The 22,046-nt window shown below is 42.1% G+C and carries 23 protein-coding genes; 19 read left to right on the forward strand and 4 right to left on the reverse strand.

The window, feature by feature from the left end:
• Positions 1-1,111: 1,111 nt before the first annotated feature.
• The 5 genes from lexA to DRB05_RS01640 all read left to right on the forward strand — a co-directional run bounded on the left by lexA (position 1,112) and on the right by DRB05_RS01640 (position 6,245).
• Entirely contained in the window at positions 1,112-1,726 is a 615-nt protein-coding gene (lexA, locus tag DRB05_RS01620) for a transcriptional repressor LexA (RefSeq protein WP_128725383.1), read from the forward strand.
• Positions 1,727-2,085: 359 nt separating this feature from the next.
• Entirely contained in the window at positions 2,086-3,228 is a 1,143-nt protein-coding gene (gene coxB / locus DRB05_RS01625; protein ID WP_128725384.1) for a cytochrome c oxidase subunit II, read from the forward strand.
• Complete coding sequence (ctaD, locus tag DRB05_RS01630; protein ID WP_128725385.1) at positions 3,228-4,802, forward strand: cytochrome c oxidase subunit I; 1,575 nt, start codon at positions 3,228-3,230, stop codon at positions 4,800-4,802. Before coxB ends, ctaD begins: the two co-directional genes overlap by 1 nt.
• Positions 4,802-5,380 (forward strand): cytochrome c oxidase assembly protein, encoded by a 579-nt coding sequence (locus DRB05_RS01635; protein ID WP_128725386.1) that lies wholly within the window; start codon positions 4,802-4,804, stop codon positions 5,378-5,380. Before ctaD ends, DRB05_RS01635 begins: the two co-directional genes overlap by 1 nt.
• Positions 5,370-6,245 (forward strand): cytochrome c oxidase subunit 3, encoded by an 876-nt coding sequence (locus tag DRB05_RS01640; protein WP_128725387.1) that lies wholly within the window; start codon positions 5,370-5,372, stop codon positions 6,243-6,245. The genes DRB05_RS01635 and DRB05_RS01640 overlap by 11 nt, the downstream gene beginning before the upstream one ends.
• On the opposite strand, the gene DRB05_RS01645 is transcribed toward DRB05_RS01640, so the two are convergent.
• Complete coding sequence (locus DRB05_RS01645; protein ID WP_128725388.1) at positions 6,151-6,447, reverse strand: DUF2909 family protein; 297 nt, start codon at positions 6,445-6,447, stop codon at positions 6,151-6,153. The two genes, DRB05_RS01640 and DRB05_RS01645, sit on opposite strands and share 95 nt — an antisense overlap.
• Positions 6,448-6,459: 12 nt before the next feature.
• Between DRB05_RS01645 and DRB05_RS01650 the strand changes: the two genes are divergently transcribed.
• The 13 genes from DRB05_RS01650 to DRB05_RS01710 all read left to right on the forward strand — a co-directional run bounded on the left by DRB05_RS01650 (position 6,460) and on the right by DRB05_RS01710 (position 18,797).
• A complete protein-coding gene (locus DRB05_RS01650; RefSeq protein ID WP_128725389.1) occupies positions 6,460-7,188 on the forward strand; it encodes an SURF1 family protein in 729 nt (242 codons plus the stop codon).
• Positions 7,181-7,672 carry a transmembrane cytochrome oxidase associated protein gene (locus tag DRB05_RS01655; RefSeq protein WP_128725390.1) on the forward strand — a complete coding sequence of 164 codons (492 nt, stop codon included), beginning with the start codon at positions 7,181-7,183 and terminating at the stop codon, positions 7,670-7,672. The genes DRB05_RS01650 and DRB05_RS01655 overlap by 8 nt, the downstream gene beginning before the upstream one ends.
• A gap of 9 nt (positions 7,673-7,681) precedes the next feature.
• A complete protein-coding gene (locus DRB05_RS01660) occupies positions 7,682-8,695 on the forward strand; it encodes a COX15/CtaA family protein (protein WP_128725391.1) in 1,014 nt (337 codons plus the stop codon).
• Positions 8,679-9,578, forward strand: a complete 900-nt coding sequence (gene cyoE / locus DRB05_RS01665; protein ID WP_128725392.1) for a heme o synthase — start codon at positions 8,679-8,681, stop codon at positions 9,576-9,578. Before DRB05_RS01660 ends, cyoE begins: the two co-directional genes overlap by 17 nt.
• The gene (locus DRB05_RS01670; protein WP_128725393.1) at positions 9,575-10,168 is read left to right on the forward strand and encodes an SCO family protein; all 594 of its coding nucleotides are present in this window, start codon (positions 9,575-9,577) and stop codon (positions 10,166-10,168) included. Before cyoE ends, DRB05_RS01670 begins: the two co-directional genes overlap by 4 nt.
• Before the next feature lie 155 nt (positions 10,169-10,323).
• Positions 10,324-10,596, forward strand: a complete 273-nt coding sequence (locus DRB05_RS01675; protein ID WP_128725394.1) for an STAS domain-containing protein — start codon at positions 10,324-10,326, stop codon at positions 10,594-10,596.
• Between the two features lie 9 nt (positions 10,597-10,605).
• Positions 10,606-10,968: a response regulator gene (locus DRB05_RS01680; protein ID WP_128725395.1), complete on the forward strand. Its 363-nt coding sequence runs from the start codon at positions 10,606-10,608 to the stop codon at positions 10,966-10,968.
• An 18-nt stretch (positions 10,969-10,986) separates the two neighbouring features.
• Entirely contained in the window at positions 10,987-13,071 is a 2,085-nt protein-coding gene (locus DRB05_RS01685; protein WP_128725396.1) for a chemotaxis protein CheA, read from the forward strand.
• Positions 13,068-13,589 (forward strand): chemotaxis protein CheW, encoded by a 522-nt coding sequence (locus tag DRB05_RS01690; protein ID WP_128725397.1) that lies wholly within the window; start codon positions 13,068-13,070, stop codon positions 13,587-13,589. The genes DRB05_RS01685 and DRB05_RS01690 overlap by 4 nt, the downstream gene beginning before the upstream one ends.
• Position 13,590: 1 nt before the next feature.
• Complete coding sequence (locus DRB05_RS01695) at positions 13,591-16,278, forward strand: methyl-accepting chemotaxis protein (protein ID WP_128725398.1); 2,688 nt, start codon at positions 13,591-13,593, stop codon at positions 16,276-16,278.
• A gap of 49 nt (positions 16,279-16,327) precedes the next feature.
• Positions 16,328-17,158 (forward strand): protein-glutamate O-methyltransferase CheR, encoded by an 831-nt coding sequence (locus tag DRB05_RS01700; RefSeq protein ID WP_128725399.1) that lies wholly within the window; start codon positions 16,328-16,330, stop codon positions 17,156-17,158.
• Entirely contained in the window at positions 17,145-17,759 is a 615-nt protein-coding gene (cheD, locus tag DRB05_RS01705; protein WP_010378457.1) for a chemoreceptor glutamine deamidase CheD, read from the forward strand. The genes DRB05_RS01700 and cheD overlap by 14 nt, the downstream gene beginning before the upstream one ends.
• 9 nt (positions 17,760-17,768) lie before the next feature.
• On the forward strand, positions 17,769-18,797 hold the full coding sequence (locus DRB05_RS01710) for a chemotaxis response regulator protein-glutamate methylesterase (protein ID WP_128725400.1): 1,029 nt from the start codon (positions 17,769-17,771) through the stop codon (positions 18,795-18,797).
• 33 nt (positions 18,798-18,830) lie between these two features.
• On the opposite strand, the gene DRB05_RS01715 is transcribed toward DRB05_RS01710, so the two are convergent.
• Positions 18,831-19,874: a polysaccharide deacetylase family protein gene (locus DRB05_RS01715; RefSeq protein ID WP_128725401.1), complete on the reverse strand. Its 1,044-nt coding sequence runs from the start codon at positions 19,872-19,874 to the stop codon at positions 18,831-18,833.
• Between the two features lie 27 nt (positions 19,875-19,901).
• Between DRB05_RS01715 and DRB05_RS01720 the strand changes: the two genes are divergently transcribed.
• A complete protein-coding gene (locus DRB05_RS01720) occupies positions 19,902-21,170 on the forward strand; it encodes an MATE family efflux transporter (protein ID WP_128725402.1) in 1,269 nt (422 codons plus the stop codon).
• A gap of 10 nt (positions 21,171-21,180) precedes the next feature.
• On the opposite strand, the gene DRB05_RS01725 is transcribed toward DRB05_RS01720, so the two are convergent.
• Positions 21,181-21,459 carry a hypothetical protein gene (locus tag DRB05_RS01725; protein ID WP_128725403.1) on the reverse strand — a complete coding sequence of 93 codons (279 nt, stop codon included), beginning with the start codon at positions 21,457-21,459 and terminating at the stop codon, positions 21,181-21,183.
• Positions 21,459-22,034, reverse strand: a complete 576-nt coding sequence (gene nfuA / locus DRB05_RS01730; RefSeq protein WP_010378467.1) for a Fe-S biogenesis protein NfuA — start codon at positions 22,032-22,034, stop codon at positions 21,459-21,461. The genes DRB05_RS01725 and nfuA overlap by 1 nt, the downstream gene beginning before the upstream one ends.
• Between the last annotated feature and the right edge of the window lie 12 nt (positions 22,035-22,046).

The raw sequence follows: 22,046 nt of genomic DNA on the forward strand, positions 1-22,046 counted from the left end.
GGCTTCCCATGTGAAAGTAGAACATCGTCAGGGCCAAATAAAAGAAACCCGTTGCAGCAATGCGACGGGTTTTTTGCATTTGAAGTAAAGTACTACCATGTAGTATCTCCCCTTCGCTTATCCATGCGCTCATTTCCCCGAACTGCGAAGCGTTGCTTCGGTTTCTTGTCACCCAAACTCAGAAGTGAAACAAAACAGCTCGAAGGCGAGCCCCGCGAAGGGTCGGCCCCGGTCAATGATAGTGTGGGCTTCCCATGTGAAAGTAGAACATCCTACTTCGTAGCGAGCCAAGGCCTTATTAAAGGTCGATTAACAGCATTCATCCATGATTCTAATCGACATTAGTACATCCATGTACGTCAAACCCGTTGCAGCAATGCGACGGGTTTTTTGCTATGTGGGGCATAGAGATTTGAGATATAAAACCTCGCGAGGTAAACTCGCTCCTACCACAGCATCAGCACTGAGCTGCGTGGTCGGAGGTGGTTTACCCGCCGAGCTGTTGGGCTCCCCAAACAAAAAGAATAAAACATCCTACTTCGTAGCGAGCTAGGACCTCATTGAAGGTCGATTAACAGTATTCATCCATGGCTCTAATCGACATTAGTACCTCCATGTACGTCAAACCCGTTGCAGCAATGCAGCGGTTTTTTTGCTATGTGGGATTTGAAAAGAACATATCACAAGCAATCAACACATCGCGAGGCAAGCTCACTCCTACAATAGCATCAGCACTGAGCAGCATTGTGGGAGCGCCGATAGCTTGTAATGAAAAGAACACAGAGTCAGTCTTTGCTTGTTTTCGCTTACGCTTAATAGCAATTAGTCTTAATACGTGCTCAATTAGCAGGAACAGATCTGACGCTAATAGTGTTAAAAATTTCTCATTTAGAACAAATAAATAGAAAAGTTTCGCCTTGCCTAAATGGATGTAGGTACCTCGTTGATAGTGGATACAGTAGTGGTGTTATCTACAAGGTTTTCTCGCCTCAAAAATGGAGCGTGTAATTATGCTAATTGGTATAAAATATGTTGAATAAAGAAACATTTGCGATTTTTTTTGAGCTGTATATACTTACAGTAAATAAACCACTGTATGGAATACCAGTTAATGCGTCCTCTAACGAAACGACAAGAACAAATCTTTGAATTAATAAAAGTATTCATAAAAGATACTGGCATGCCTCCAACTCGTGCTGAAATAGCTGATGCTTTGGGTTTCAAGAGTGCAAACGCAGCAGAGGAGCACCTTAAAGCTCTTGCTAAAAAGGGAGTTATTGAAATGGTCCCAGGAGCAAGTCGTGGAATTAGACTTGTAGAGGATGAACCTGAGCAACTAGGCTTACCTATTATTGGCCGTGTTGCAGCTGGAGAGCCGATACTGGCAGAGCAACATGTTGAAAGCCACTTTAATGTGGATGCCAGTTTTTTTAAACCGAATGCTGATTACCTTTTGAGAGTTAATGGTATGAGCATGAAAGATATTGGGATTATGGATGGTGATCTACTAGCGGTCCATAGCACTCAAGTGGCTGAGAATGGCCAAGTGATAGTTGCTCGTGTAGAAGAGGACGTGACTGTTAAGCGCTTAGAAAAGAAAGGAAAGAAAGTTCTCTTGCATGCTGAGAATGAGGAATTTAAAGCGATCGAAGTGGATCTAGAGCATCAAAATTTCTCTATTGAAGGATTAGCCGTAGGTGTGATCAGAAGCGCCGACTGGATGTAGTTTATGAGGGCGAGCGTAGCGTTAAATATCAAGTTGCGCTCGCTTTAACTATATATAGTGAAAAAAGTAATAATTAACTTTTCTAACTGTGTGAAAGTAAGATAATTATCGTGACTTTTCCATATCTCAATATTTTTTAGTTTTCTGATCTTTATACACAATTTTTCATCACTCTTCGTTTTACTACCAGTAGCCCCATTTTTGATTCTAAATTCAGTCTTCTCAAAAATCTTGCATTTTGTTTATTTTTTGACTAATTGGTTAATAGTCGTGCAGTAAGTCTATGTACAAATAGGCAATATGACAGTCATCCAATAATAACAAAAGGCAACCATGAGTCGCCTTGAAGGAGACGTCAAATGAAAATTTGTCGATTAGTTGTAGCATTGATCGCAGTGCTAATCGCCATGCCCTCACTCGCTAACAGCGCTTACAATATGAGGCAAGGCGTTACAGACATTAGCCATCAAGTATACGAGCTTCATATGACCATATTTCTAATATGCTGCGTCATTGGGGTGATTGTGTTTGGGATTATGTTTTGGGCGCTTTTAAAACATAGAAAGTCAAAAGGCGTTGTTGCAGCGCAATTTCATGAAAGCACCAAAGTGGAGATACTTTGGACTGCTATTCCCTTCCTGATACTCATTGGCATGGCAATACCAGCTACAAAAACACTCATTGCTATGGAAGACACTAGCAAAGCTGATTTAACGATTAAAGTTACGGGGTCGCAGTGGAAATGGCACTATGAGTACATGGGACATGACGTCGAATTCTATTCTTTACTATCCACTCCGAAAGAAGAAATCAGTGATCTTAAGGAAAAAAATGAAAATTATCTGCTCGAAGTAGATAAACATCTGGTTATCCCTACTGATAGGAAAGTTCGTTTTTTGATGACATCTGATGACGTTATTCACTCTTGGTGGGTGCCTGATTTTGCTGTGAAGAAAGATGCCAATCCGGGCTTTATAAATGAAGCATGGACTAAGGTAAATGATGAGGGAATTTACAGAGGCCAGTGTGCTGAATTATGTGGAAAAGATCATGGCTTTATGCCCGTCGTCGTCGAGGCTGTGAGTCCTGATCAATTTGATAAATGGCTGGAGGGGGCTAAGGAAGAAAAAGCAAAAGCAGAAGCAGAGTCACAAGCAGTAGCCCAGCAAACTCTTACCAAAGAAGAGTTGATGGAGGTAGGTGAACAAGCTTACATGGCTTACTGTGCTGCTTGCCATCAACCTACAGGGCTTGGTCTACCGGGGGTCTTCCCTGCAATGAAAGGGAGTAAAGTTGTCACAGGAGATGTTAAAGAGCATATAGATATTTTGCTTTTAGGTCGGCCTGGGACTGCCATGCAATCTTTCGCAAAGCAATTAACGATCAAGCAGATCGCAGGGGTAATTACCTATAAAAGAAATAGCTGGGGTAACGACACTGGTGATGTTATTCAACCCAGCCAAATTCAGCGTGAGATAAATGCATTAGAGGAGAGTAAGTAATGAGTGCCATCGTAGAAGAACATTCACACCATACGGCTCCCAAAGGTATTAAGCGCTGGTTGTTTACAACAAATCATAAAGACATTGGAACATTGTATTTATTGTTTTCACTGACCATGTTTCTAATTGGTGGTGCCATGGCTATGGTGATTAGAGCTGAGCTTTTCCAGCCTGGTTTGCAGCTTGTAGATCCACATTTTTTTAATCAAATGACGACAGTTCACGGGCTAATAATGGTATTTGGAGCGGTGATGCCCGCGTTTACCGGCCTTGCTAACTGGATGATCCCAATGATGATAGGAGCTCCTGATATGGCGCTCCCGAGAATGAATAACTGGAGCTTTTGGATACTACCGTTCGCGTTTGCAATTTTACTGATGTCATTATTTTTGGAAGGTGGTGGGCCCGCTTTTGGTTGGACTTTTTATGCGCCTCTCTCTACAACGTACAGCAACGACAATACCGCATTTTTTGTGTTTTCTGTACATATAATGGGTATTAGTTCCATCATGGGCGCTATTAATGTGATTGTGACCATTGTTAACTTAAGAGCTCCGGGCATGACATGGATGAAGCTCCCCTTGTTTGTCTGGACTTGGTTGATAACCGCATTCCTTCTGATAGCAGTTATGCCAGTACTTGCTGGCGCTGTGACTATGGTGCTGACCGACAAGTTCTTTGGGACAAGTTTTTTTGATGCTGCAGGTGGTGGTGATCCAGTGATGTTCCAGCACATATTCTGGTTTTTCGGCCACCCTGAAGTATATATCATGATATTACCCGCCTTCGGCATAATTTCTACGATAGTACCTACATTTTCAAGAAAGAAACTGTTTGGCTACGCATCGATGGTTTATGCAACTGCATCGATCGCATTGTTGTCGTTTGTCGTTTGGGCTCACCACATGTTTACCACAGGTATGCCTTTAGCTGGTGAGTTGTTTTTTATGTATGCAACTATGCTCATCTCAGTACCCACTGGCGTTAAGGTTTTTAATTGGGTAGCTACGATGTGGCGAGGCGCAATTAGTTTTGAAGTACCCATGTTGTTTGCCATTGCATTTATTGTGCTTTTCACAATAGGTGGGTTTTCAGGGTTGATGTTAGCGATCACACCCGCGGATTTCCAATATCACGATACTTACTTTGTTGTCGCTCACTTCCATTATGTGTTAGTTACTGGGGCTGTGTTCTCAATAATGGCCGCAGCATATTATTGGTTACCAAAATGGACGGGGCATATGTTTGATATCAAATTGGCTAAATTTCACTTTTGGTTCTCCTTGATTAGTGTGAACGTATTGTTCTTCCCTATGCACTTTGTTGGTCTTGCTGGCATGCCTAGGCGGATCCCAGATTATGCTCTGCAGTTCGCTGATTTCAACGCGATTATTAGTGTTGGAGGGTTTGCTTTTGGTCTTTCTCAACTGCTGTTTGTTGCAGTGGTTTATAAATGTATAAAAGGCGGGGAACAGGCTCCTGGAAAAGTGTGGGATGGGGCTGAAGGGTTGGAGTGGCAAGTACCATCTCCAGCTCCTTATCATACCTTTTCAACGCCTCCGGAGATTAAGTAATGCAACATGGACGCCTGCTTAGGAAGCTTATTTTGTTGACGCTAGGCATGTTTGCTTTTGCCTTTGCACTGGTTCCTCTATACGACGTTTTTTGTGATGTCACTGGCCTCAATGGTAAACCATCCATGGAAGTCGCAAGGCAGAGCGAGTCAATAGCACAAAGTCGACAAGTAGATGTGAGCTTCACAACGCATAGTCAAAGTCAGGCGCCATTTAAGGTCGATGCCGTTGAACATTCGGTTAGTGTTCAACCTGGAAAGCTAACCGATGTGAAGTTTATTGCAAAAAATCTGAGTGATAACGAGCGTGTGTTGCAAGCGATCCCTTCAGTGTCCCCTGGGAAAGCTGCAAAGTATCTACACAAAATGGCCTGCTTTTGTTTTGATCAGCAACCGATGAAAGGCAAAGAAGAAGTTGAATTTGTCTTGAGATTCTATGTAGATACGGAGCTTCCCATTGATGTTGAGGAACTCACGCTTTCATATACGTTGTTTGATATTACAGAGCGAGTTAGCAAACAAGACAGTGATGGGGTGAGTATGCTAGCCGCTCAAGAGGAGTTCAAATATGAACCATGAACAAGAAAAATATTACGTACCTGAGCAAAGCCCATGGCCGATAGTCGGTGCTTTTGCGTTGTTTTTCATCGCTGTTGGGGCTGCACTTACCATTATTCAGCTAAACTCTTCTGGGAACAGTGGAGTAATGTTACTGCTTGTGGGTATTGCTGTGCTGGTATATATGCTGTTTGGTTGGTTCAGGAATGTGATCCAAGAATCTCAAACCGGATTATATTCTGCCCAAATGGATCGTTCGTTTAAGCAGGGAATGGGATGGTTTATCTTTTCTGAAGTTATGTTCTTTGCAGCTTTTTTTGGTGCGCTTTTTTATGCACGGATGATTGCTGTTCCGTGGTTAGGTGGTGCAAGCAACAATGCCAGTACAAATGAGGTTTTATGGCCTCAATTTGAGGCTGTTTGGCCATTGCTCACAACACCAGATGGAACTGTTACTCAAGCTATGGGTTGGCAGGGACTTCCACTTATCAATACTATCATTCTATTAGCATCATCAGTAACCCTTAGCTTTGCTCATGTAGCTTTGGAAAAGGAGCAAAGGGCGAAAGTAAAGGCGTTTTTGGGGCTAACTGTACTACTTGGAATTGCATTCTTAACGTTGCAAGTGGAAGAGTATATTCATGCCTACCAAGATCTTGGGTTAACTCTGCAGTCGGGAGTATACGGCAACACATTCTTTTTACTTACAGGATTTCATGGGGTTCATGTCACACTTGGCGCGATCATTCTGTTCGTTATATGGATCAGAGTGTTGAAGGGGCATTTTACCGCTAAGAACCATTTTGCTTTTCAGGCTGGGGCTTGGTATTGGCATTTTGTTGATGTGGTTTGGCTATGTCTATTTGTATTTGTTTATGTGTTGTAACACCGGGTGAAGAGTGTAGTTTTATAAGATCAAATTGAGCTGCAAGACAAATTATAAGTAGCACAGCTATTGAAGCATAAACTCTTTTTTGCAATAGCTTCGCCATTGACTCTTGTTGCTCTGACTTGAGCATGACCAGCATAGCTTTAAATAAATTAAAAAAAACGAGCAGTAGTAATACAACAATAATAATTTTAATCATAAGGGGTGTCCGATGGATTTAGGTGCACTTTTTAAAGGTAGATCAAAAACCCCCATATTGGCAGCGTTAATCGTTGTTCTCTTATGCGGTTCACTTTCTTATTGGCAATTGCAAAGAGCACAGCAAAAACATGTGCTGCAGCAAAAAATTGAGAGAAAAAAGGCGCAAGACGTAATTAACGGACCGCAAGCAACGCCCCTGCCGCTCACTCAAAGTATTAATGCTGAGGTTTCGATAACAGGGAGCTTTGTAGACGGTGCTGTTTGGTATTTAGATAACCAAGTTGTAAAAGGCCGGATTGGTTTTGATGTGATTGGTATTTTTAAAATTTCCAAAACTGATGAGCACTTGGCTGTTAACTTAGGCTTTGTGCCGCAACAGGCTAGTCGCGTACCTACCGCTTTTTCTCTTCCAACCGGTACAGTTTCTCTACCTGTTTATATCAAATCTAGTGAAAACAAGCGGTTCACACTAGCCAAGTCTGCAGTAGATGAGGCGACAAGACAACCTGTGATCCAGTACATTGATGTCAATTACTTATCTAAGGAGTCAGATAAACCTCTTTTACCTTTAATCGCCTATATGACTAAAAATAGGTTGGCTGGAACTGAGCCTCACTATCAGCCTGTAGTAATGTCACCGCAAAAACATGAAGCTTACGCTTTGCAGTGGTTACTCATTGCCTTGGCCGCGTTGGTTATTGGCTGGAAGCTTTCAAAAAAGGAGATTAAAAATGTCTAAAAGTGCAGCGTGGTTTATAGGGCTATTCGTACTCCCAGTGTTGTTGGCATTTATTGCTTTAAAAGTCGGCTGGATACCTGATGGTACCACTAATCATGGTGAATTTTTAAGTCAGGAGGTTCGTCAATCAGAGCTAGCGCTAGAGACCGAATGGAGTATTGTTTATCAGCGACCAAAGCAGTGCAATAAGCAATGCTCTTTACTACTCGACAGCTTACCTAATTTGTATTTAGCACTTGGGAAAAACCAGCAAAAAGTATCGCTTGTGGTATTACAAGATCAAAATGAAAAAAGTATTGAGTTCGCAACTTCTTTACCGATACACCTCAACCAGCTAGAAGATAATTATCTATATTTGGTTGATAATAAAGGGTTATTTGTACTTAAGTATGCACCGGTAGATAGTCTAGAAGCAATGCGAAATGTACAAAAAGGGCTTTTGAGTGATCTAAAGAAACTATTGAACTACTCTCGCTCTAGTTAGGAGGTAAATATGTCCAAGGTAAGAATAAAAGTCGCAGTATTTACCTGTTTTGTTGCAATAACAGTGGTGACACTTGGTGCTTTTACGCGTTTAAGTGATGCAGGACTTGGGTGTCCAGATTGGCCTGGGTGTTATGGCTTTCTAACGGTACCAAATGAGAGTCATGAATTATCGGCAGCCAAAGACAACTTTCCACATTTAGATGTGGAAGAAGAAAAAGCTTGGATTGAAATGATCCATCGCTATTTTGCCAGCTTTCTTGGGTTACTTATATTAGTACTTGCATGTGTGAAACTGTTTAGTAAGCGAGAAACGGAGGGTCCTAGTCGTCATTATTACTTGCTGTTATTGCTCGTGTTATTTCAAGGGGCACTCGGCATGTGGACCGTGACTATGAATTTACAGCCAGTCATCGTGATGGGTCATTTGCTAGGGGGGTTTAGTATTCTTGCATTGCTGGTGTTATTGGTTCTAAGGCTGAAATACAACACTATTACTGCTAGCGTAACTAAGCTTACCTATCGCTTATGTTATGTGGCTCTTGGTGTGTTGATTATCCAAATTGCGTTGGGTGGGTGGCTTGCCGCCAATTATGCTGCACCGCATTGTACTGGGTTGCCGCTCTGTGACAATCTGCAACTTTTTTCGTGGCAGAGTTTATTGACGCTTCCAGAAGCCTCAGCGACTTACGAGTTTGGAGTGCTACCGTTCGAATCTAGAGTATCTATTCACTTCATCCATAGGGTGTGGGCAGTCACTACTGTTTTAATGCTACTTGCAGCGTGCTGGCCGTTGCTCAAAGTTAGTCAGAATCAAATACTCAGACGCTCAGCGCTTGTCGTCTTAGCTTTAGTCTCTATACAAGTTTTGGTGGGGGCTGCAATAGTACATTTCCAGTTTCCTCTACTGTTGACACTATTCCATAATTTCATGGCGGCTATGGTGTTATTAGCAATGGTTAGATTGTGCTTTTTTATCAGTCTGGCGCAAAAAGTTGGGGGAAAGTATGTATCAATTAACTAATTTTCCAGAGCTCCAAAAAGCAACTACGCTATTCAAAGCTTATTTTGGCATGTGTAAGTTCAAAGTAGTATGTATGTTGGTGATCACTGCGTGGGTCGGGATGATGTTAGCACCACAAAGTGATAAAACATTATTGGCACAATTCATGAGCTTATTTGGCATTGGTTTACTCTCAAGTAGTGCAGCAGCTGTAAATCATATAGTAGATAGAGAAATAGATAAAAAGATGGCGCGAACACGAAACCGGCCGTTAGCGACAGACTCTGTTTCTGTATCATCAGCTCTAATTTTTGCGATAAGCTTGGCAGTTTCCGGTTATGCTCTTTTAACAATTTTCGCCAATCAACTGTGCGCGCTTCTCACCTTAGCTGCATTATTCGGTTATGCCGTGGTTTATACGTTATTATTAAAGCGCGCAACACCTCAAAACATAGTAATAGGAGGGCTAGCGGGAGCAATGCCCCCATTGTTAGGTTGGGTCAGTGAGACTGGCCAACTCGGTGCTGAGCCTTGGTTATTGGTAATGATCATTTTTGCGTGGACACCACCGCACTTTTGGGCATTGGCGATTGCCCGTAAAAGAGACTACGAAAAAGCCGGAGTTCCTATGTTACCAGTAACGCATGGAAATGAATTTACAAAACTCTGCGTGCTATTCTATACCATCATTTTGACTTTGGTTTGTTTGCTACCTTACTTAGTGGGAATGTCAGGCTGGATCTATTTGCTGGCCTCTGGTATAGCAAATGTTGCTTTCATCTACAAAGCCACCAAACTTATGAAAACAAATAGTATAGAGTATGCGATGAGCGTATTTTATTTCTCTATCTGGCATCTTTTGATAGTGTTCGTTGCACTTTTTGTGGATAAAGCATTTATATGAAAAAGTTACTCTTAATCGTCTCTATTTTTATACTGTTTGGTTGTGGACCTGCACCAGATGTATCAGAAAAAGTGGTTTGGTACCCTAAACCGAAAGCTGTCAAAACGTTTGAATTAAAGGATCAATACGGTGAGGTAGTTACTAACCAAGACTTTACAGATAAATGGAATTTACTATTTTTGGGTTACACCAGTTGCCCAGATGTTTGTCCTATGACGCTGTTGAAATTAACTCACGTATATCAATCAGTAGAAAACAAAGATAGCCTTCAAGTATGGTTTATTTCAGTCGATCCTGAAAGGGATACAGAGGAAAAGCGTTTAGCCTACATTAGGCACTTTGATCCTGATTTTAAAGCGGTATCTGCTGAGCACTCTGTCTTATTTCCATTTGTTAGAGATCTCGGTTTAATTTATGCGATAAATCAGGAACAGACGAAAGAATATTATGTTGATCATAGTGCATCTGTAGCATTAATTAATCCAAAAGGTCAGCTTGAGGCTATTTTTAAGCCAACACATGCAGCAGGAGCTGTACCTACAATTGATGATAAATTACTTCTAGCCGATCTAGAAAAGATCATCAATTAATCTTATAGCGGCACTATTCAAGCTCGGTGTCGCTCTACTATGTTATCTCTAACACGTTAATTATTTGCGGATTTTTAATCAATCTTTGTGGCATTTTTACCATCACGGTCTAAGCTAATTTTATTACTCATTTTTACAAGGATAGTCTTCAGCTCATGTTGAAACTTCCACCTGAAATGGCGATTAACCATGTGGAAAGCCTGTACCATCAGATTTTCCAAGACTCTATGGAAACATCAGACATCACGATTGATATCAGTGAAGTACAAAGAGCCGACACGGCATCTATACAACTGCTATGTGCCGTACAGAAGCACTTGCTCTCGTTAGAACATAAAATTGTATGGCATGGTGAAAGTGAGGCTTTAGCGCAGGCGGTAAATGAGTTGGGATTAACCCATTATCTATTCCATAGTATTGAAAATTAAGAGGTGAATATGAAAAAGATTTTAGCTGTGGATGATTCTGCGTCAATGCGCCAGATGGTTGGCTTTACTTTGAAAAAAGCAGGTTTTGAAGTCACAGAAGCAAAAGATGGGAGTGAAGCGCTGTCTATTGCCAAACAGCAAGGGTTTGATGCTGTGATCTCTGATGTAAATATGCCTGTGATGGATGGAATTACTCTTATTAAAGAGCTGCGCAGTCTACCCAACTATAAGTTCACTCCTTTGCTAATGCTGACAACTGAGTCTGGATTAGATAAAAAAACAGAAGGTAAAGCGGCGGGTGCAACGGGTTGGATAGTAAAGCCGTTCAACCCTGAACAACTACTAGCGGTATTGAAAAAAGTCATAAGATAGATACAGAGAGGCGTCGATATGAGTATTGATTTAAGCCAATTTTTTGATGTCTTTTTTGAAGAAAGCTTTGAAGGGCTAGACGCAATGGAAGCTGAGCTGTTGAATTTACAGCCAGGCCATGAAGACTCAGAAACAATCAATACTATCTTTCGCGCAGCACACAGCATCAAAGGTGGTAGCGGAACGTTTGGTTTTACTTCTGTCGCGAACTTCACGCATGTATTGGAAACCTTACTCGATCAAATCAGAGATGGTCGTCGACAGTTAACCGCTGAACATGTCAATTTATTGCTCCAATCCGTTGATTGTTTGAGAGCCCTACTAACTGCCTTGCAAGCTGAAGAAACACCGGATCTTTCAAACGCGAATGATTTGAAAGTCAAATTCGAGGTAATTTTAGGTGGTGAAGAGAATGCTAGCTCAGATACTGTAGATAACGCACCTCAAGGGCGAGAATCTCAAACTTATCAAGTTGATTTCAAACCGCTTCCCCACTTGTTTAAAACTGGTAATGAGCCACTTTACATGCTTAGTGAGCTATCAGAACTAGGTGATTTAGAAACTCACGCGTTTTGTGATGCGATACCTGAAATAGATGATTTCAATCCTGAGGATTGTTACTTAAGTTGGCGGTTATATCTGACAACTAGCCAACCTGAATCAGCGATAAAGGAAATATTTGAGTGGGTCGAAGATGACGCTGAAATCTCCGTCACTTTATGCGGTGGTTTATTTGAAGATGATGTGAGTGCCTCTGCAACGCCTGAGCCTGAGTTTGATAAGGAAAAAACTACGGGCAAAGAGACTCAAAATATTGATGTAACAAAAGCACCTTTAGCGGCAAAGGCTAAGCCAGAGACTAGTAAAAAATCTGCAGAATCGACTTCGATCCGTGTTGGAATTGATAAAGTTGACTCGCTTATCAATATGGTAGGGGAGTTAGTTATTACCCAAGCTATGTTGACTCAATTAGGTGAGCAAGAGCCAACAGAAAATACGCTTGCCGCAATGCAAGAAGGTCTCGCTCAACTTGCCCATAACACGCGTGATTTACAAGAAAATGTAATGCGTATCAGGATGCTACCTATTAGTTTTGTATTCAGTCGTTTTCCCCGATTGGTAAGAGATACGTCACAGAAGTTGAATAAACAGGTAGAGCTGAAACTGCTAGGAGAGCAGACAGAATTAGACAAAACCGTGATGGAAAAAATTTCAGACCCTATGGTGCATTTAGTAAGAAACTCTCTGGATCACGGTTTGGAAACACCGGAAGACAGAATAAGGGCCGGAAAAGATCCTGTCGGTACAGTGACACTGAATGCTTTCCACCAAGGCGGAAATATTGTAATTGAAATCATGGATGATGGCAGGGGCTTGAATACCGAAAAAATAAAAAACAAAGCAATTGCCAATGGCTTAATTCAAGCCACAGACGAGCTGACTACCGAAGAGGTTAACGAACTTATCTTTAGGCCCGGGTTTTCAACGGCTGATGAAGTGAGTGATATCTCTGGTCGTGGAGTGGGTATGGATGTTGTTCGACGAAATATCCAAGCATTAAATGGTAGCGTTGAAGTAACTTCTGCAAAAGGGGTTGGCTCGACATTTACAATTAGGTTGCCATTAACACTTGCCATTCTTGATGGCCAATTGGTTAAAGTCGCCAAACATACCTACATTATTCCACTTATCTCTATTGTCGAATCGTTGCAGATACAAATTAAAAAAGTGAGCAAAGTCGGTAATGGTTTAGAAGTGCTCAGGCTAAGGGATGAATACATTCCTATACTCCGCTTGTATCAACTATTTAACCATGATGGCGCGATAGAAGAGTTAGATAAGACTTTGCTGGTAGTCGTTGAGAGTGACAATCATAAAGTAGGATTGCTGGTGGATGATTTATTGGCGCAGCAGCAAGTCGTAATTAAGAGCCTTGAAGCAAATTATCAGAAAGTAAATGGGATCTCAGGGGCGACAATTTTAGGTGATGGTAGAGTTTCTTTAATTGTCGATATTAGTGGTCTTATCAAACTAAGTGGCTTAAAGCGCCCTGGAACCCAAGAGTTATTGGTAGAGCAAGAGCTGGATGAGGCGGTGTCATGATCACTGAGAAAGCTTCTATTAATGAGCAAGTCATACTTGCCGACAGGGATGGGGACACACAATTTCTCACCTTTATGATGGCTGGCGAAGAGTACGGTATGGATATTTTAGCTGTACAAGAGATTAGAGGGTGGGAAGAAGTTACTGCTATTCCAAACTCACCTCAGTATGTGAACGGTGCAATAAATTTACGTGGCACGATAGTACCAGTCATAGATTTAAGAGTTCGATTCGGCCTACCACAGATCGACTATGGGGCCCTAACAGTTGTCATCGTTGTTTCTGTTGTAATAAAAGAGGCAACAAAAATTATGGGGTTAGTTGTTGATGCGGTATCTGATGTATACAGCATCGATGAAGAAACAGCGAAAGATGTTCCAGACTTTCAAGACTCGGAAAATAGTCAATTTGTACAAGGACTTGTTAATGTTGGTGAAAAAATGGTCGTACTTTTGAATTTGAAGAAGATATTGGATCTTGAAGTAAAGCATAGCGAGCAATTGGTTGTCGGGGGATAACATGAGCGATCAAGCATTAGCAAATCAACTCAATAATAGAGTTCTGATTGCAGGTGGCATCATATTTGTGGGCTTGGCAATTAGTGTTCAGATGTTGAATATTAATATGTCTACACAAGTCTATGTTGCAATGTTTATAGCTGCTGTCAGTGTGGTACTGGCAATTCTACTACTTAAGCAAAGCGCAAACTTACTGCTTGTTAAGTTACATGATGTTGAAAAAATCATTCCCGCTATAGAAAGTAAAGATGCGAGCTTGCTGAATGCAAGTAGTGTGTCATGTCAATCATCTTTATACAAAGCGGTTGCAAATTTATTAAATGGTGACGCGGCAGATAGTCAAGACCATAGCCAAAGTTTGTTACTGGCTTTGAAGGTCTGCCAAGCCAACATTATGCTGGCAGACGCCGCACTCAATATTGTGTACTTGAACGATTCAGTAACAAGTATGCTGCGTAAGAATCAGGCTAGGTTACAGCAAGAGTTATCTGGTTTTAACGTTGATAGCTTGATTGGTGCAAATATTGACATATTCCATAAAAACCCTAGTCATCAAAGAGGGATCCTAGCTAATTTGACTCGTCCACATGTCGCGCAAATAGAAGTGGCAGGATTGACCTTTGATCTTATCGCCACACCTGTTTTCGACGATGAAGGACAAAGGATCGCGACTTTAGTTGAGTGGAAAGACCTTACAAGAGAATTAGCGCTAGAGAAAAAGCAGGCGGATTTGGCGAGCCATAATGCTCGTATATCTAGCGCGCTGGACGTTTGTCAGGCAAACGTAATGCTAGCGGATGAAGGGTTGAATATTATTTATGTTAATGACTCTGTCGTTCGAATGTTGAGAGACAATCAAGCACAGCTAAGAAAGGCATTACCGAATTTTGATGTGGATACGCTGGTTGGGCAGTGCATTGACGTATTCCATACCAATCCCAGTCACCAAAGAGGTTTGCTTGAAAAACTGAGTGACGTCTATCGAACAGATATTAAAGTCGCGGGTTTTACGTTTGGTTTAATTGCGACACCGGTATTTGATGACGAGAGGAAACGGATTGGTACCGTCGTGGAATGGGATGACAAAACAGAACGCTTAGTTCGTGAAAAAGAAGAAAAAGCAGCAGCAGCTGAAAATTTACGCGTCCGAAGGGCATTAGACAACGTTTCAACGAATACGATGATAGCAAATGAGCAGTTTGAGATCGTTTACTTGAATCGCGCAGTGAAAGACATGATGAGAAATGCTGAGAGCGATTTAAGACGTGACTTACCTAATTTCGATAGTAACCACCTTCTAGGCGCGAATATTGATGTATTCCACCGTAATTCGAGTCATCAACGCAGTATGCTTTCTCGACTCGAAACTGAGTATAAAACCGAAATTACTGTTGGTGGAAGAACTTTTGGTTTAGTTGCTAACCCGATATTTGGTAGTAACCATGAACGTGTAGGTACTGTTGTCGAATGGGAAGATAGAACCACAGAAGTTACGATTGAGAAAGAAGTGAGTAGCCTAGTTCAGTCTGCAAATGGTGGCAATTTGAGTGCTCGTTTATCAGAAGATGGGAAAGATGGCTTCTATCTGAGACTGACACAGGGCTTAAATAGCCTAGTCTCCACAATTGATGAAACGGTTACAGACATGGGAGATATGTTAGATGCATTGGCAACCGGTAACTTAACTAGACGTATTGAAGGTGATTACCGTGGGGCTTATGAAAAGCTGAAGAAAGACGCAAATACTACCGCAGATAAGTTAACCGAGGTGCTGGGTCGAGTTCGTACTTCTGCAAATTTAGTTGCCAGTGGTGCTGATGAAATTTCCCAAGGTAACGCGGATTTAAGTCAGCGAACTGAAGAACAAGCATCCTCACTAGAAGAAACTGCTTCTAGTATGGAAGAGATGACGAGCACTGTTAGACAAAATGCAGATAACGCCAAAGTTGCGAACGAGTTGGCTGAAGAAACGTGTGACAAGGCGACTAAAGGTGGTGAAGTCGTTACACGAGCAGTCGAAAGTATGTCTGAAATTAATGATTCGAGTAAAAAAATTGCGGACATTATAGGTGTTATTGATGAAATCGCCTTCCAGACAAACTTATTGGCACTAAACGCTGCTGTTGAAGCCGCGAGAGCGGGCGAGCAAGGTCGAGGTTTTGCTGTGGTTGCTGGTGAAGTGCGTAATCTAGCTCAACGTTCTGCGGCAGCAGCTAAAGAGATTAAAGATCTGATCAGAGACAGTGTAAGTAAAGTCGAAGACGGTACGCTACTTGTGAATGAGTCTGGTGAAACGCTGAAAGAAATCGTAGAGTCAGTTAAGCGAGTAACTAATATGATTTCCGACATTGCCGAAGCTTCTATTGAGCAGAGTTCAGGTATTGAGCAGGTCAATAAAGCAGTGTCACAAATGGATGAAATGACGCAGCAAAATGCAGCCTTAGTTGAAGAAGCATCGGCTGCTGGGGAGTCGATGGCTGAACAAGCTAATGATATGAGAAGACTATTAAATTTCTTCACACTAGATGAATCATCAAACCGTAGCTTGGAAGCACCTGAGCCACCGAAAAGCTATAAAGCGCCAGAAAAACAATTACCAAAACGGGCAACGAATTCCAAAAAGGTCCCGCAGCAAAACACGAGAAGTAATCATTTTGCAGATGACTCGGAAGAGTGGGAAGAGTTCTAGGATAAGGTAATAGAGCTCCCCTACTTGGGGGGGCTGAAGGAATACGACGATGCGAGAGTTTCTGTTGACTGACAAGGATTTTTCCGAGATCGCAGCTCGGGTCTATGACACATGCGGTATAGTACTTGGACCGCATAAAAAGGAAATGGTTTACTCTAGATTAGCAAGGCGAATAAGAGCAAATGGATTGAAATCGTTTGAGGCGTATTTATCTTTTTTAGAAGAAAACCAAGATGTAGAGTTTAGTCATTTTATTAATGCAATAACGACTAACTTAACTTCTTTTTTTCGAGAAAACCATCACTTCGATTTTTTAGCAAAGAGAATAGTTCCTGAAATTATTGCCAGGCACAAACACGATAGAAAAGTCAGGATCTGGTCTGCCGGATGCTCAACAGGTGAAGAGCCCTACAGTATTGCAATGACCATTGCGAATGCTTTTCCTGGCGGCTGGGATGTCAAAGTGCTGGCAACTGATCTAGATTCCAATGTATTGGACAAAGCGAGCTTAGGAGAGTACACAGCAAGCAATGTTACGGGCTTAGATGAAGACAAGCTCAAAAAGTGGTTTCTTAGAAGTGCTGATGGAGCAATGTATAAAGTGAAGCCTAAATTGCAGTCCTGTATTCATTTCAAGCGGCTCAATTTGTTAGAGCCATGGCCAATGAAGGGGCCATTTGATGTTATTTTCTGTCGTAATGTTTTGATTTATTTTGATAAAGAAACCAAAGATAAGTTGTTTGAGCAATATCATGACATGTTAGTTCCCAATGGTTACTTACTTATTGGGCATTCCGAGACGATGGGAAAAGAGCACCTAGAATTTAAAAATTTAGGTAAAACCATTTATCAAAAAGGCCAGTTAAATGAGAGAGTTTAGACCGGTTCTCAGAGGCTTCGAACATGTAAAGCGCTTTTGGGATTCTGGGCGCGCTAAAGTCGTTGCAAAAGTACTTCCTGGGGAGTTCTATGTATCCAAGCAGGATGAACTGATTTCGACTGTACTAGGCTCCTGCATCGCCGCCTGCGTATACGACGAAAAATTAGGGATAGGTGGTATGAATCACTTTATGCTACCCGGAGCAAAGGCGCTAAGAGAGGTGCATGCGGATGACTTAAATTGCCGCTATGGTAATTGGGCAATGGAGTATCTGATAAATGAAGTACTCAAAAATGGGGCGTCTCGAAGCAATTTAAAAATTAAACTTTTTGGTGGCGGAAAAATCATCAGCGCCATGACTGATATTGGTGAAGGCAACATCAGGTTTGCGCAAGCCTATGTGGAAGAAGAAAGTCTGAATTTAATTTCACAAGATGTTGGTGGTCCTTGGCCAAGAAAAGTTATCTTCCATCCCCAAAGTGGCAAAGCGCAAGTTAAAAAGTTACGAACCATGCACAATAACACAATTGAACAACGTGAAGTGCGTTACTTACATGACATAGAGGCTCAAGACAATAAAACGGATATTGAGCTATTTTAGGTGTGAAATATGATCAAAGTTCTGATTGTTGACGACTCGCCGTTAATTCGTGGGTTGCTAAAAGAAATATTAAGTCAGGCGGATGGTATTAAAGTCGTTGGCACCGCAGAAGATCCTTATGAAGCTAGAGAACTCATTAAATCGACTTCGCCTGACGTATTAACGTTAGATATAGAAATGCCAAAAATGAATGGCATAAACTTTCTAAAAAACTTAATGCGTCTAAGGCCTATGCCTGTAGTGATGATCTCAACATTAACCCAGGAGGGGTCGCCCGCCACTATAGAAGCATTAGAATTGGGTGCAGTTGATTTTATTTCAAAGCCGACCAGTAATGTCGCTAACACTTTAATGTCTTATTCGGATTTGCTGATTAAAAAAATTAGGGTAGCGGCTGGTGCAAGAGTGAGGGCTTTTAAAGCACCAAGCCAAGAAAGTGAACTAGAAATTGGCCGTAACTATACATTTTCGCGTAATACTATTTTAGCAATAGGCGCCTCAACTGGGGGAACTGAAGCTATCAGAGAAGTGCTTATGCGATTACCAACACACGCGCCACCTGTTGTAATCACTCAGCATATTCCACCAGTTTTCAGTACTTCATTCGCACAAAGAATGGATCGCACCTGTGCTGTATCAGTAAAAGAAGCGGAAGATGGTGATATTTTATTACCCGGGCATGTGTTCATAGCTCCGGGAGACAAACATCTGAAGGTGGCACACACCACAACCGGATATGTATGCCGATTAGATGATACAGAGCCTGTTAATCGTCACAAACCTTCAGTTGAAGTGCTATTTAACTCCCTTATACCAATGGGCAAGCATGTTTGTGCTGCAATGCTCACGGGAATGGGCAGTGATGGCGCAAAAGCGATGCTAGCTTTGAAAGCCGCTGGTGCCAATACATTTGCGCAAGATGAACTTAGCTGTGTGGTATGGGGAATGCCTAGAGCTGCGTACGAGCTTGGTGCAGTACAAAGTCTGGTACCTTTGAGTAAGGTGACTGAAACTATGCTGAGCGCAGTTAAAAAGTAAGGGTAGGAGCGAACTTGTTCCTACCCAAAGCTGTTATTTCTCAATAACCCAAGGTTGTGAAAACCAATAATATCGGCCTGTGTCTTTGATCGAAGGCGCGGTACAGTTATATCGTGACCTTCCTATGGGCAGTGCTTTTGGGGTTTGGATACGTACGCTGGTTTCTGATAGCCACGTCAGCTCAGCTTGCCCAACACCTGAAACGTAGCATGCAAATTGACTCTGATGAAAATCCTTATTGTTAAAATGCAACGTGATTGCTGGCGTTTTATTATTCGTGACGCTATCAAGGTAATCTAATTTTTGTAGAGAGAACGCTTTGGTCTCGAGCTTAGTTTTTAATGTTTCTAAGCTGCTGTAATTTCCTGATGCGGGAAAGCGAGCGATACGTGTAAAATCTGAAGAAATACCAACCGCACCAGAGTGCTGTCCAATACCAATAAAGCCAAGCTCTGCCACTAGCTTTTGTAATTCATGGTTAAACTCGCCGTAGGGGTATGCGAGGTATGGGTAATCGTGGCCAATTTCTTCTTTAATACGGTGCTGTGACCATGTGATATCGTGCTCAATGCGTGCACGCCACTGCGCTGCTGTTTCATTTTTTAGTTTGAGATGGAGGTAATCGTGCTTAGCACTATGATTTGCGATAATAGCCCCGCGTTTTGCTAATGTTCTCAACTCATCCCACGTCATCACATAGCTTTTCTTTTCATCAATAAGTTGAGGGTTGACGAAAATGGTATAGGGAAAGCCAAAAGATTCCAGGATCGGGGCCGCCGCAGTGATATTGTTTTCATAGCCATCATCAAAGGTGATAGCTAACGTTTTTTCGGGTAGAGACTTACCTGCCTTTAGGCTATCTAGCAACTGTGGTAAAGGTATCACCGAAAAACCATGTTCTTTAATATGGTTAAGATGAGATTTAAAGGTTTCTTCACTCACGCTCGTAACCGCCGGGAGTTTCTCACTCACGTGATGATACTGTAAGATAACCGCACTCCAACTATTTGCTGAGAATAGGGCCAAACCAAAAATAATATGTTGTATCAATTTCTTAAATGCCATAAAGCGCAACATCTGAGCCTCTTACTACTTGCAGGTCCGATGATACTATCAAATATTACGGTGCCACTGTTAGGATTAGTCGATACTGCAGTGATTGGTCATATGGGGGAAGCGCATTTTTTGGCTGGGATTGCGCTTGGCTCTAGCGCTATTTCGGTACTATTTTGGCTTGCAAGTTTTCTGCGAATGAGTACAACAGGAGTGATCGCTCAATCAAGCGGCCAGCAAGACCATGACAAGCTAATACGTTCACTATATACCAGTATGCTTATCGCGCTACTCTTTGCCGTGAGTTTGATTGTGTTATCTCCTCTGTTGATCCAAGTTATTGCTCAGCTTTCAAATGCTTCTACTGAAGTATTTGAGCAGGCAAAATTATATTTTCAAATCCGTGTATTTAGTGCGCCTGCAGCAATGTTGAATCTTGTGCTGCTGGGCTTTATGCTTGGGATGCATTATGGGCGAGGGCCATTTTACCTGGTGCTGTTCACAAATATAGTGAATATCGCCTTGGACATTTTATTTGTTGTCGGATTTGAGTGGGGAGTGGCAGGTGCGGCTTGGGCTTCACTCATTGCAGACTACTCGGCATTAGGCTTATCCTTGTTTTTGAGTGCATTGGTCGCAAAGCGCCACGGTATTGCGTTGAAATTCATTCTACCAAAGCGTGCGCAGTGGCTCAGCTTACTCACCTTGAATCGTGATATTTTTATTCGTTCCTTGATCTTACAATTCTGCTTTAGTTTCATGACTTTCTATGGTGCAAGGCTTGGTGAGGTTACGTTAGCGGCCAACGCTGTCTTACTGAATTTTTTGATGTTAGTTAGCTTTGCGATGGATGGTATCGCTTATGCTGCGGAGGCTAAAGTCGGCAGAGCAAAAGGACAAGGCTCGTTGGGGCAATTGCAATTATGGGTAAAAGTAAGCCTGTTTTGGGGGGCTGCATTTGCGCTTTTATATAGTGCTATTTTTTATCTAGCTGGTGGCTGGATCATTAGTTTATTAACCGATATCACGGAGGTAATTACGTTGGCAGGTACTTACTTACCTTGGTTAGTCCTATTACCTATGATTGCCATGAGTTGCTTCTTGTTTGACGGCATCTTTGTTGGGCTTACTCGTGCTAAAGAAATGCGAAATAGCATGCTAGTTTCTGCGGTATTCGGTTTCTTCTTGCCATTTTTGATTGCCTTGCCACTCGGTAATCATGCGCTCTGGCTTGCGATGAGTTGTTTTATGGGGTTGCGTGGATTGACCTTGGCATATAAATATCACCAGCTCACTCGAGAGGTCGCTTTACTCGAATAATGGGGCTGCGTTAAGCAAATGGGTCGTTATCTTTTAGAGTTTGGCGGCGTTTTTCTCTGGCCTCGATAACTTGAGAAAAGCGATTAGCAAAAATACCAATATAACCGTAAAAGGCACAGCATAAACCAGGAAGCAAAAGCACTAAACCAGCGATTTGAAAGCGATGATCTTGATAGTAACCCAGTGCGATAAAAGCGCTCGCTAGTAACACAATAACAAGGCCAGAAAGGAAGAATTTGAGACTTCGCTTAGGGTGAGACCCTAAGCGATAAATGAGGGTTTTGCTCATTAATAGTAAGAATGTTCGCCGCGCGCGTGTTCCGTGATGTCACGTACGCCGTTGATTTCTTCAAACTTAGCGATCATCTCTTTTTCGATGCCTTCTTTTAATGTGACATCAATCATTGAGCAGCCGTTACAACCACCGCCGAACTGAAGAACTGCAATACCATCTGCGGTAATTTCTACTAGGCTAACTTGACCACCGTGATTGGCCAGTTGTGGATTTACTTCTGTCACAAGCATGTGCTCTACGCGCTCAGCAAGGCTCGCATCGTCACGTAATCGTTTAGCTTTGGCATTTGGTGCCTTAAGCGTCAACTGACTCCCCATTTTATCAGTAACGAAGTCGATATCGGCTTCTTCTAAAAATGGTGCGCTTTCTTCATCAACGATGGCTTCAAAACCATTAAATGGTAAGCGGATATCGCTCTGTTCAACGGCATCGGCTGGGCAATATGACACGCCACACTCAGCTTGAGAGGTGCCTGGATTAACCACGAAAACTCTAATATTAGTGCCTTCAGCCTGATCGGCTAATAGTTTCGCGAAATGGCTTTGGGCAGAATCTGAAATATGGATCATAATTCGCTCTAT

This window comes from Pseudoalteromonas sp. A757, assembly GCF_004103285.1.
GTDB lineage: Bacteria > Pseudomonadota > Gammaproteobacteria > Enterobacterales > Alteromonadaceae > Pseudoalteromonas > Pseudoalteromonas galatheae.

Bases quoted from the DNA above. Each gene is read 5' to 3' on its own strand.
- lexA (WP_128725383.1), top strand. From the start codon at position 1,112: ATGCGTCCTCTAACGAAACGACAAGAACAAATCTTTGAATTAATAAAA.
- coxB (WP_128725384.1), top strand. From the start codon at position 2,086: ATGAAAATTTGTCGATTAGTTGTAGCATTGATCGCAGTGCTAATCGCC.
- ctaD (WP_128725385.1), top strand. From the start codon at position 3,228: ATGAGTGCCATCGTAGAAGAACATTCACACCATACGGCTCCCAAAGGT.
- DRB05_RS01635 (WP_128725386.1), top strand. From the start codon at position 4,802: ATGCAACATGGACGCCTGCTTAGGAAGCTTATTTTGTTGACGCTAGGC.
- DRB05_RS01640 (WP_128725387.1), top strand. From the start codon at position 5,370: ATGAACCATGAACAAGAAAAATATTACGTACCTGAGCAAAGCCCATGG.
- DRB05_RS01645 (WP_128725388.1), bottom strand. From the start codon at position 6,447: ATGATTAAAATTATTATTGTTGTATTACTACTGCTCGTTTTTTTTAAT.
- DRB05_RS01650 (WP_128725389.1), top strand. From the start codon at position 6,460: ATGGATTTAGGTGCACTTTTTAAAGGTAGATCAAAAACCCCCATATTG.
- DRB05_RS01655 (WP_128725390.1), top strand. From the start codon at position 7,181: ATGTCTAAAAGTGCAGCGTGGTTTATAGGGCTATTCGTACTCCCAGTG.
- DRB05_RS01660 (WP_128725391.1), top strand. From the start codon at position 7,682: ATGTCCAAGGTAAGAATAAAAGTCGCAGTATTTACCTGTTTTGTTGCA.
- cyoE (WP_128725392.1), top strand. From the start codon at position 8,679: ATGTATCAATTAACTAATTTTCCAGAGCTCCAAAAAGCAACTACGCTA.
- DRB05_RS01670 (WP_128725393.1), top strand. From the start codon at position 9,575: ATGAAAAAGTTACTCTTAATCGTCTCTATTTTTATACTGTTTGGTTGT.
- DRB05_RS01675 (WP_128725394.1), top strand. From the start codon at position 10,324: ATGTTGAAACTTCCACCTGAAATGGCGATTAACCATGTGGAAAGCCTG.
- DRB05_RS01680 (WP_128725395.1), top strand. From the start codon at position 10,606: ATGAAAAAGATTTTAGCTGTGGATGATTCTGCGTCAATGCGCCAGATG.
- DRB05_RS01685 (WP_128725396.1), top strand. From the start codon at position 10,987: ATGAGTATTGATTTAAGCCAATTTTTTGATGTCTTTTTTGAAGAAAGC.
- DRB05_RS01690 (WP_128725397.1), top strand. From the start codon at position 13,068: ATGATCACTGAGAAAGCTTCTATTAATGAGCAAGTCATACTTGCCGAC.
- DRB05_RS01695 (WP_128725398.1), top strand. From the start codon at position 13,591: ATGAGCGATCAAGCATTAGCAAATCAACTCAATAATAGAGTTCTGATT.
- DRB05_RS01700 (WP_128725399.1), top strand. From the start codon at position 16,328: ATGCGAGAGTTTCTGTTGACTGACAAGGATTTTTCCGAGATCGCAGCT.
- cheD (WP_010378457.1), top strand. From the start codon at position 17,145: ATGAGAGAGTTTAGACCGGTTCTCAGAGGCTTCGAACATGTAAAGCGC.
- DRB05_RS01710 (WP_128725400.1), top strand. From the start codon at position 17,769: ATGATCAAAGTTCTGATTGTTGACGACTCGCCGTTAATTCGTGGGTTG.
- DRB05_RS01715 (WP_128725401.1), bottom strand. From the start codon at position 19,874: ATGTTGCGCTTTATGGCATTTAAGAAATTGATACAACATATTATTTTT.
- DRB05_RS01720 (WP_128725402.1), top strand. From the start codon at position 19,902: ATGATACTATCAAATATTACGGTGCCACTGTTAGGATTAGTCGATACT.
- DRB05_RS01725 (WP_128725403.1), bottom strand. From the start codon at position 21,459: ATGAGCAAAACCCTCATTTATCGCTTAGGGTCTCACCCTAAGCGAAGT.
- nfuA (WP_010378467.1), bottom strand. From the start codon at position 22,034: ATGATCCATATTTCAGATTCTGCCCAAAGCCATTTCGCGAAACTATTA.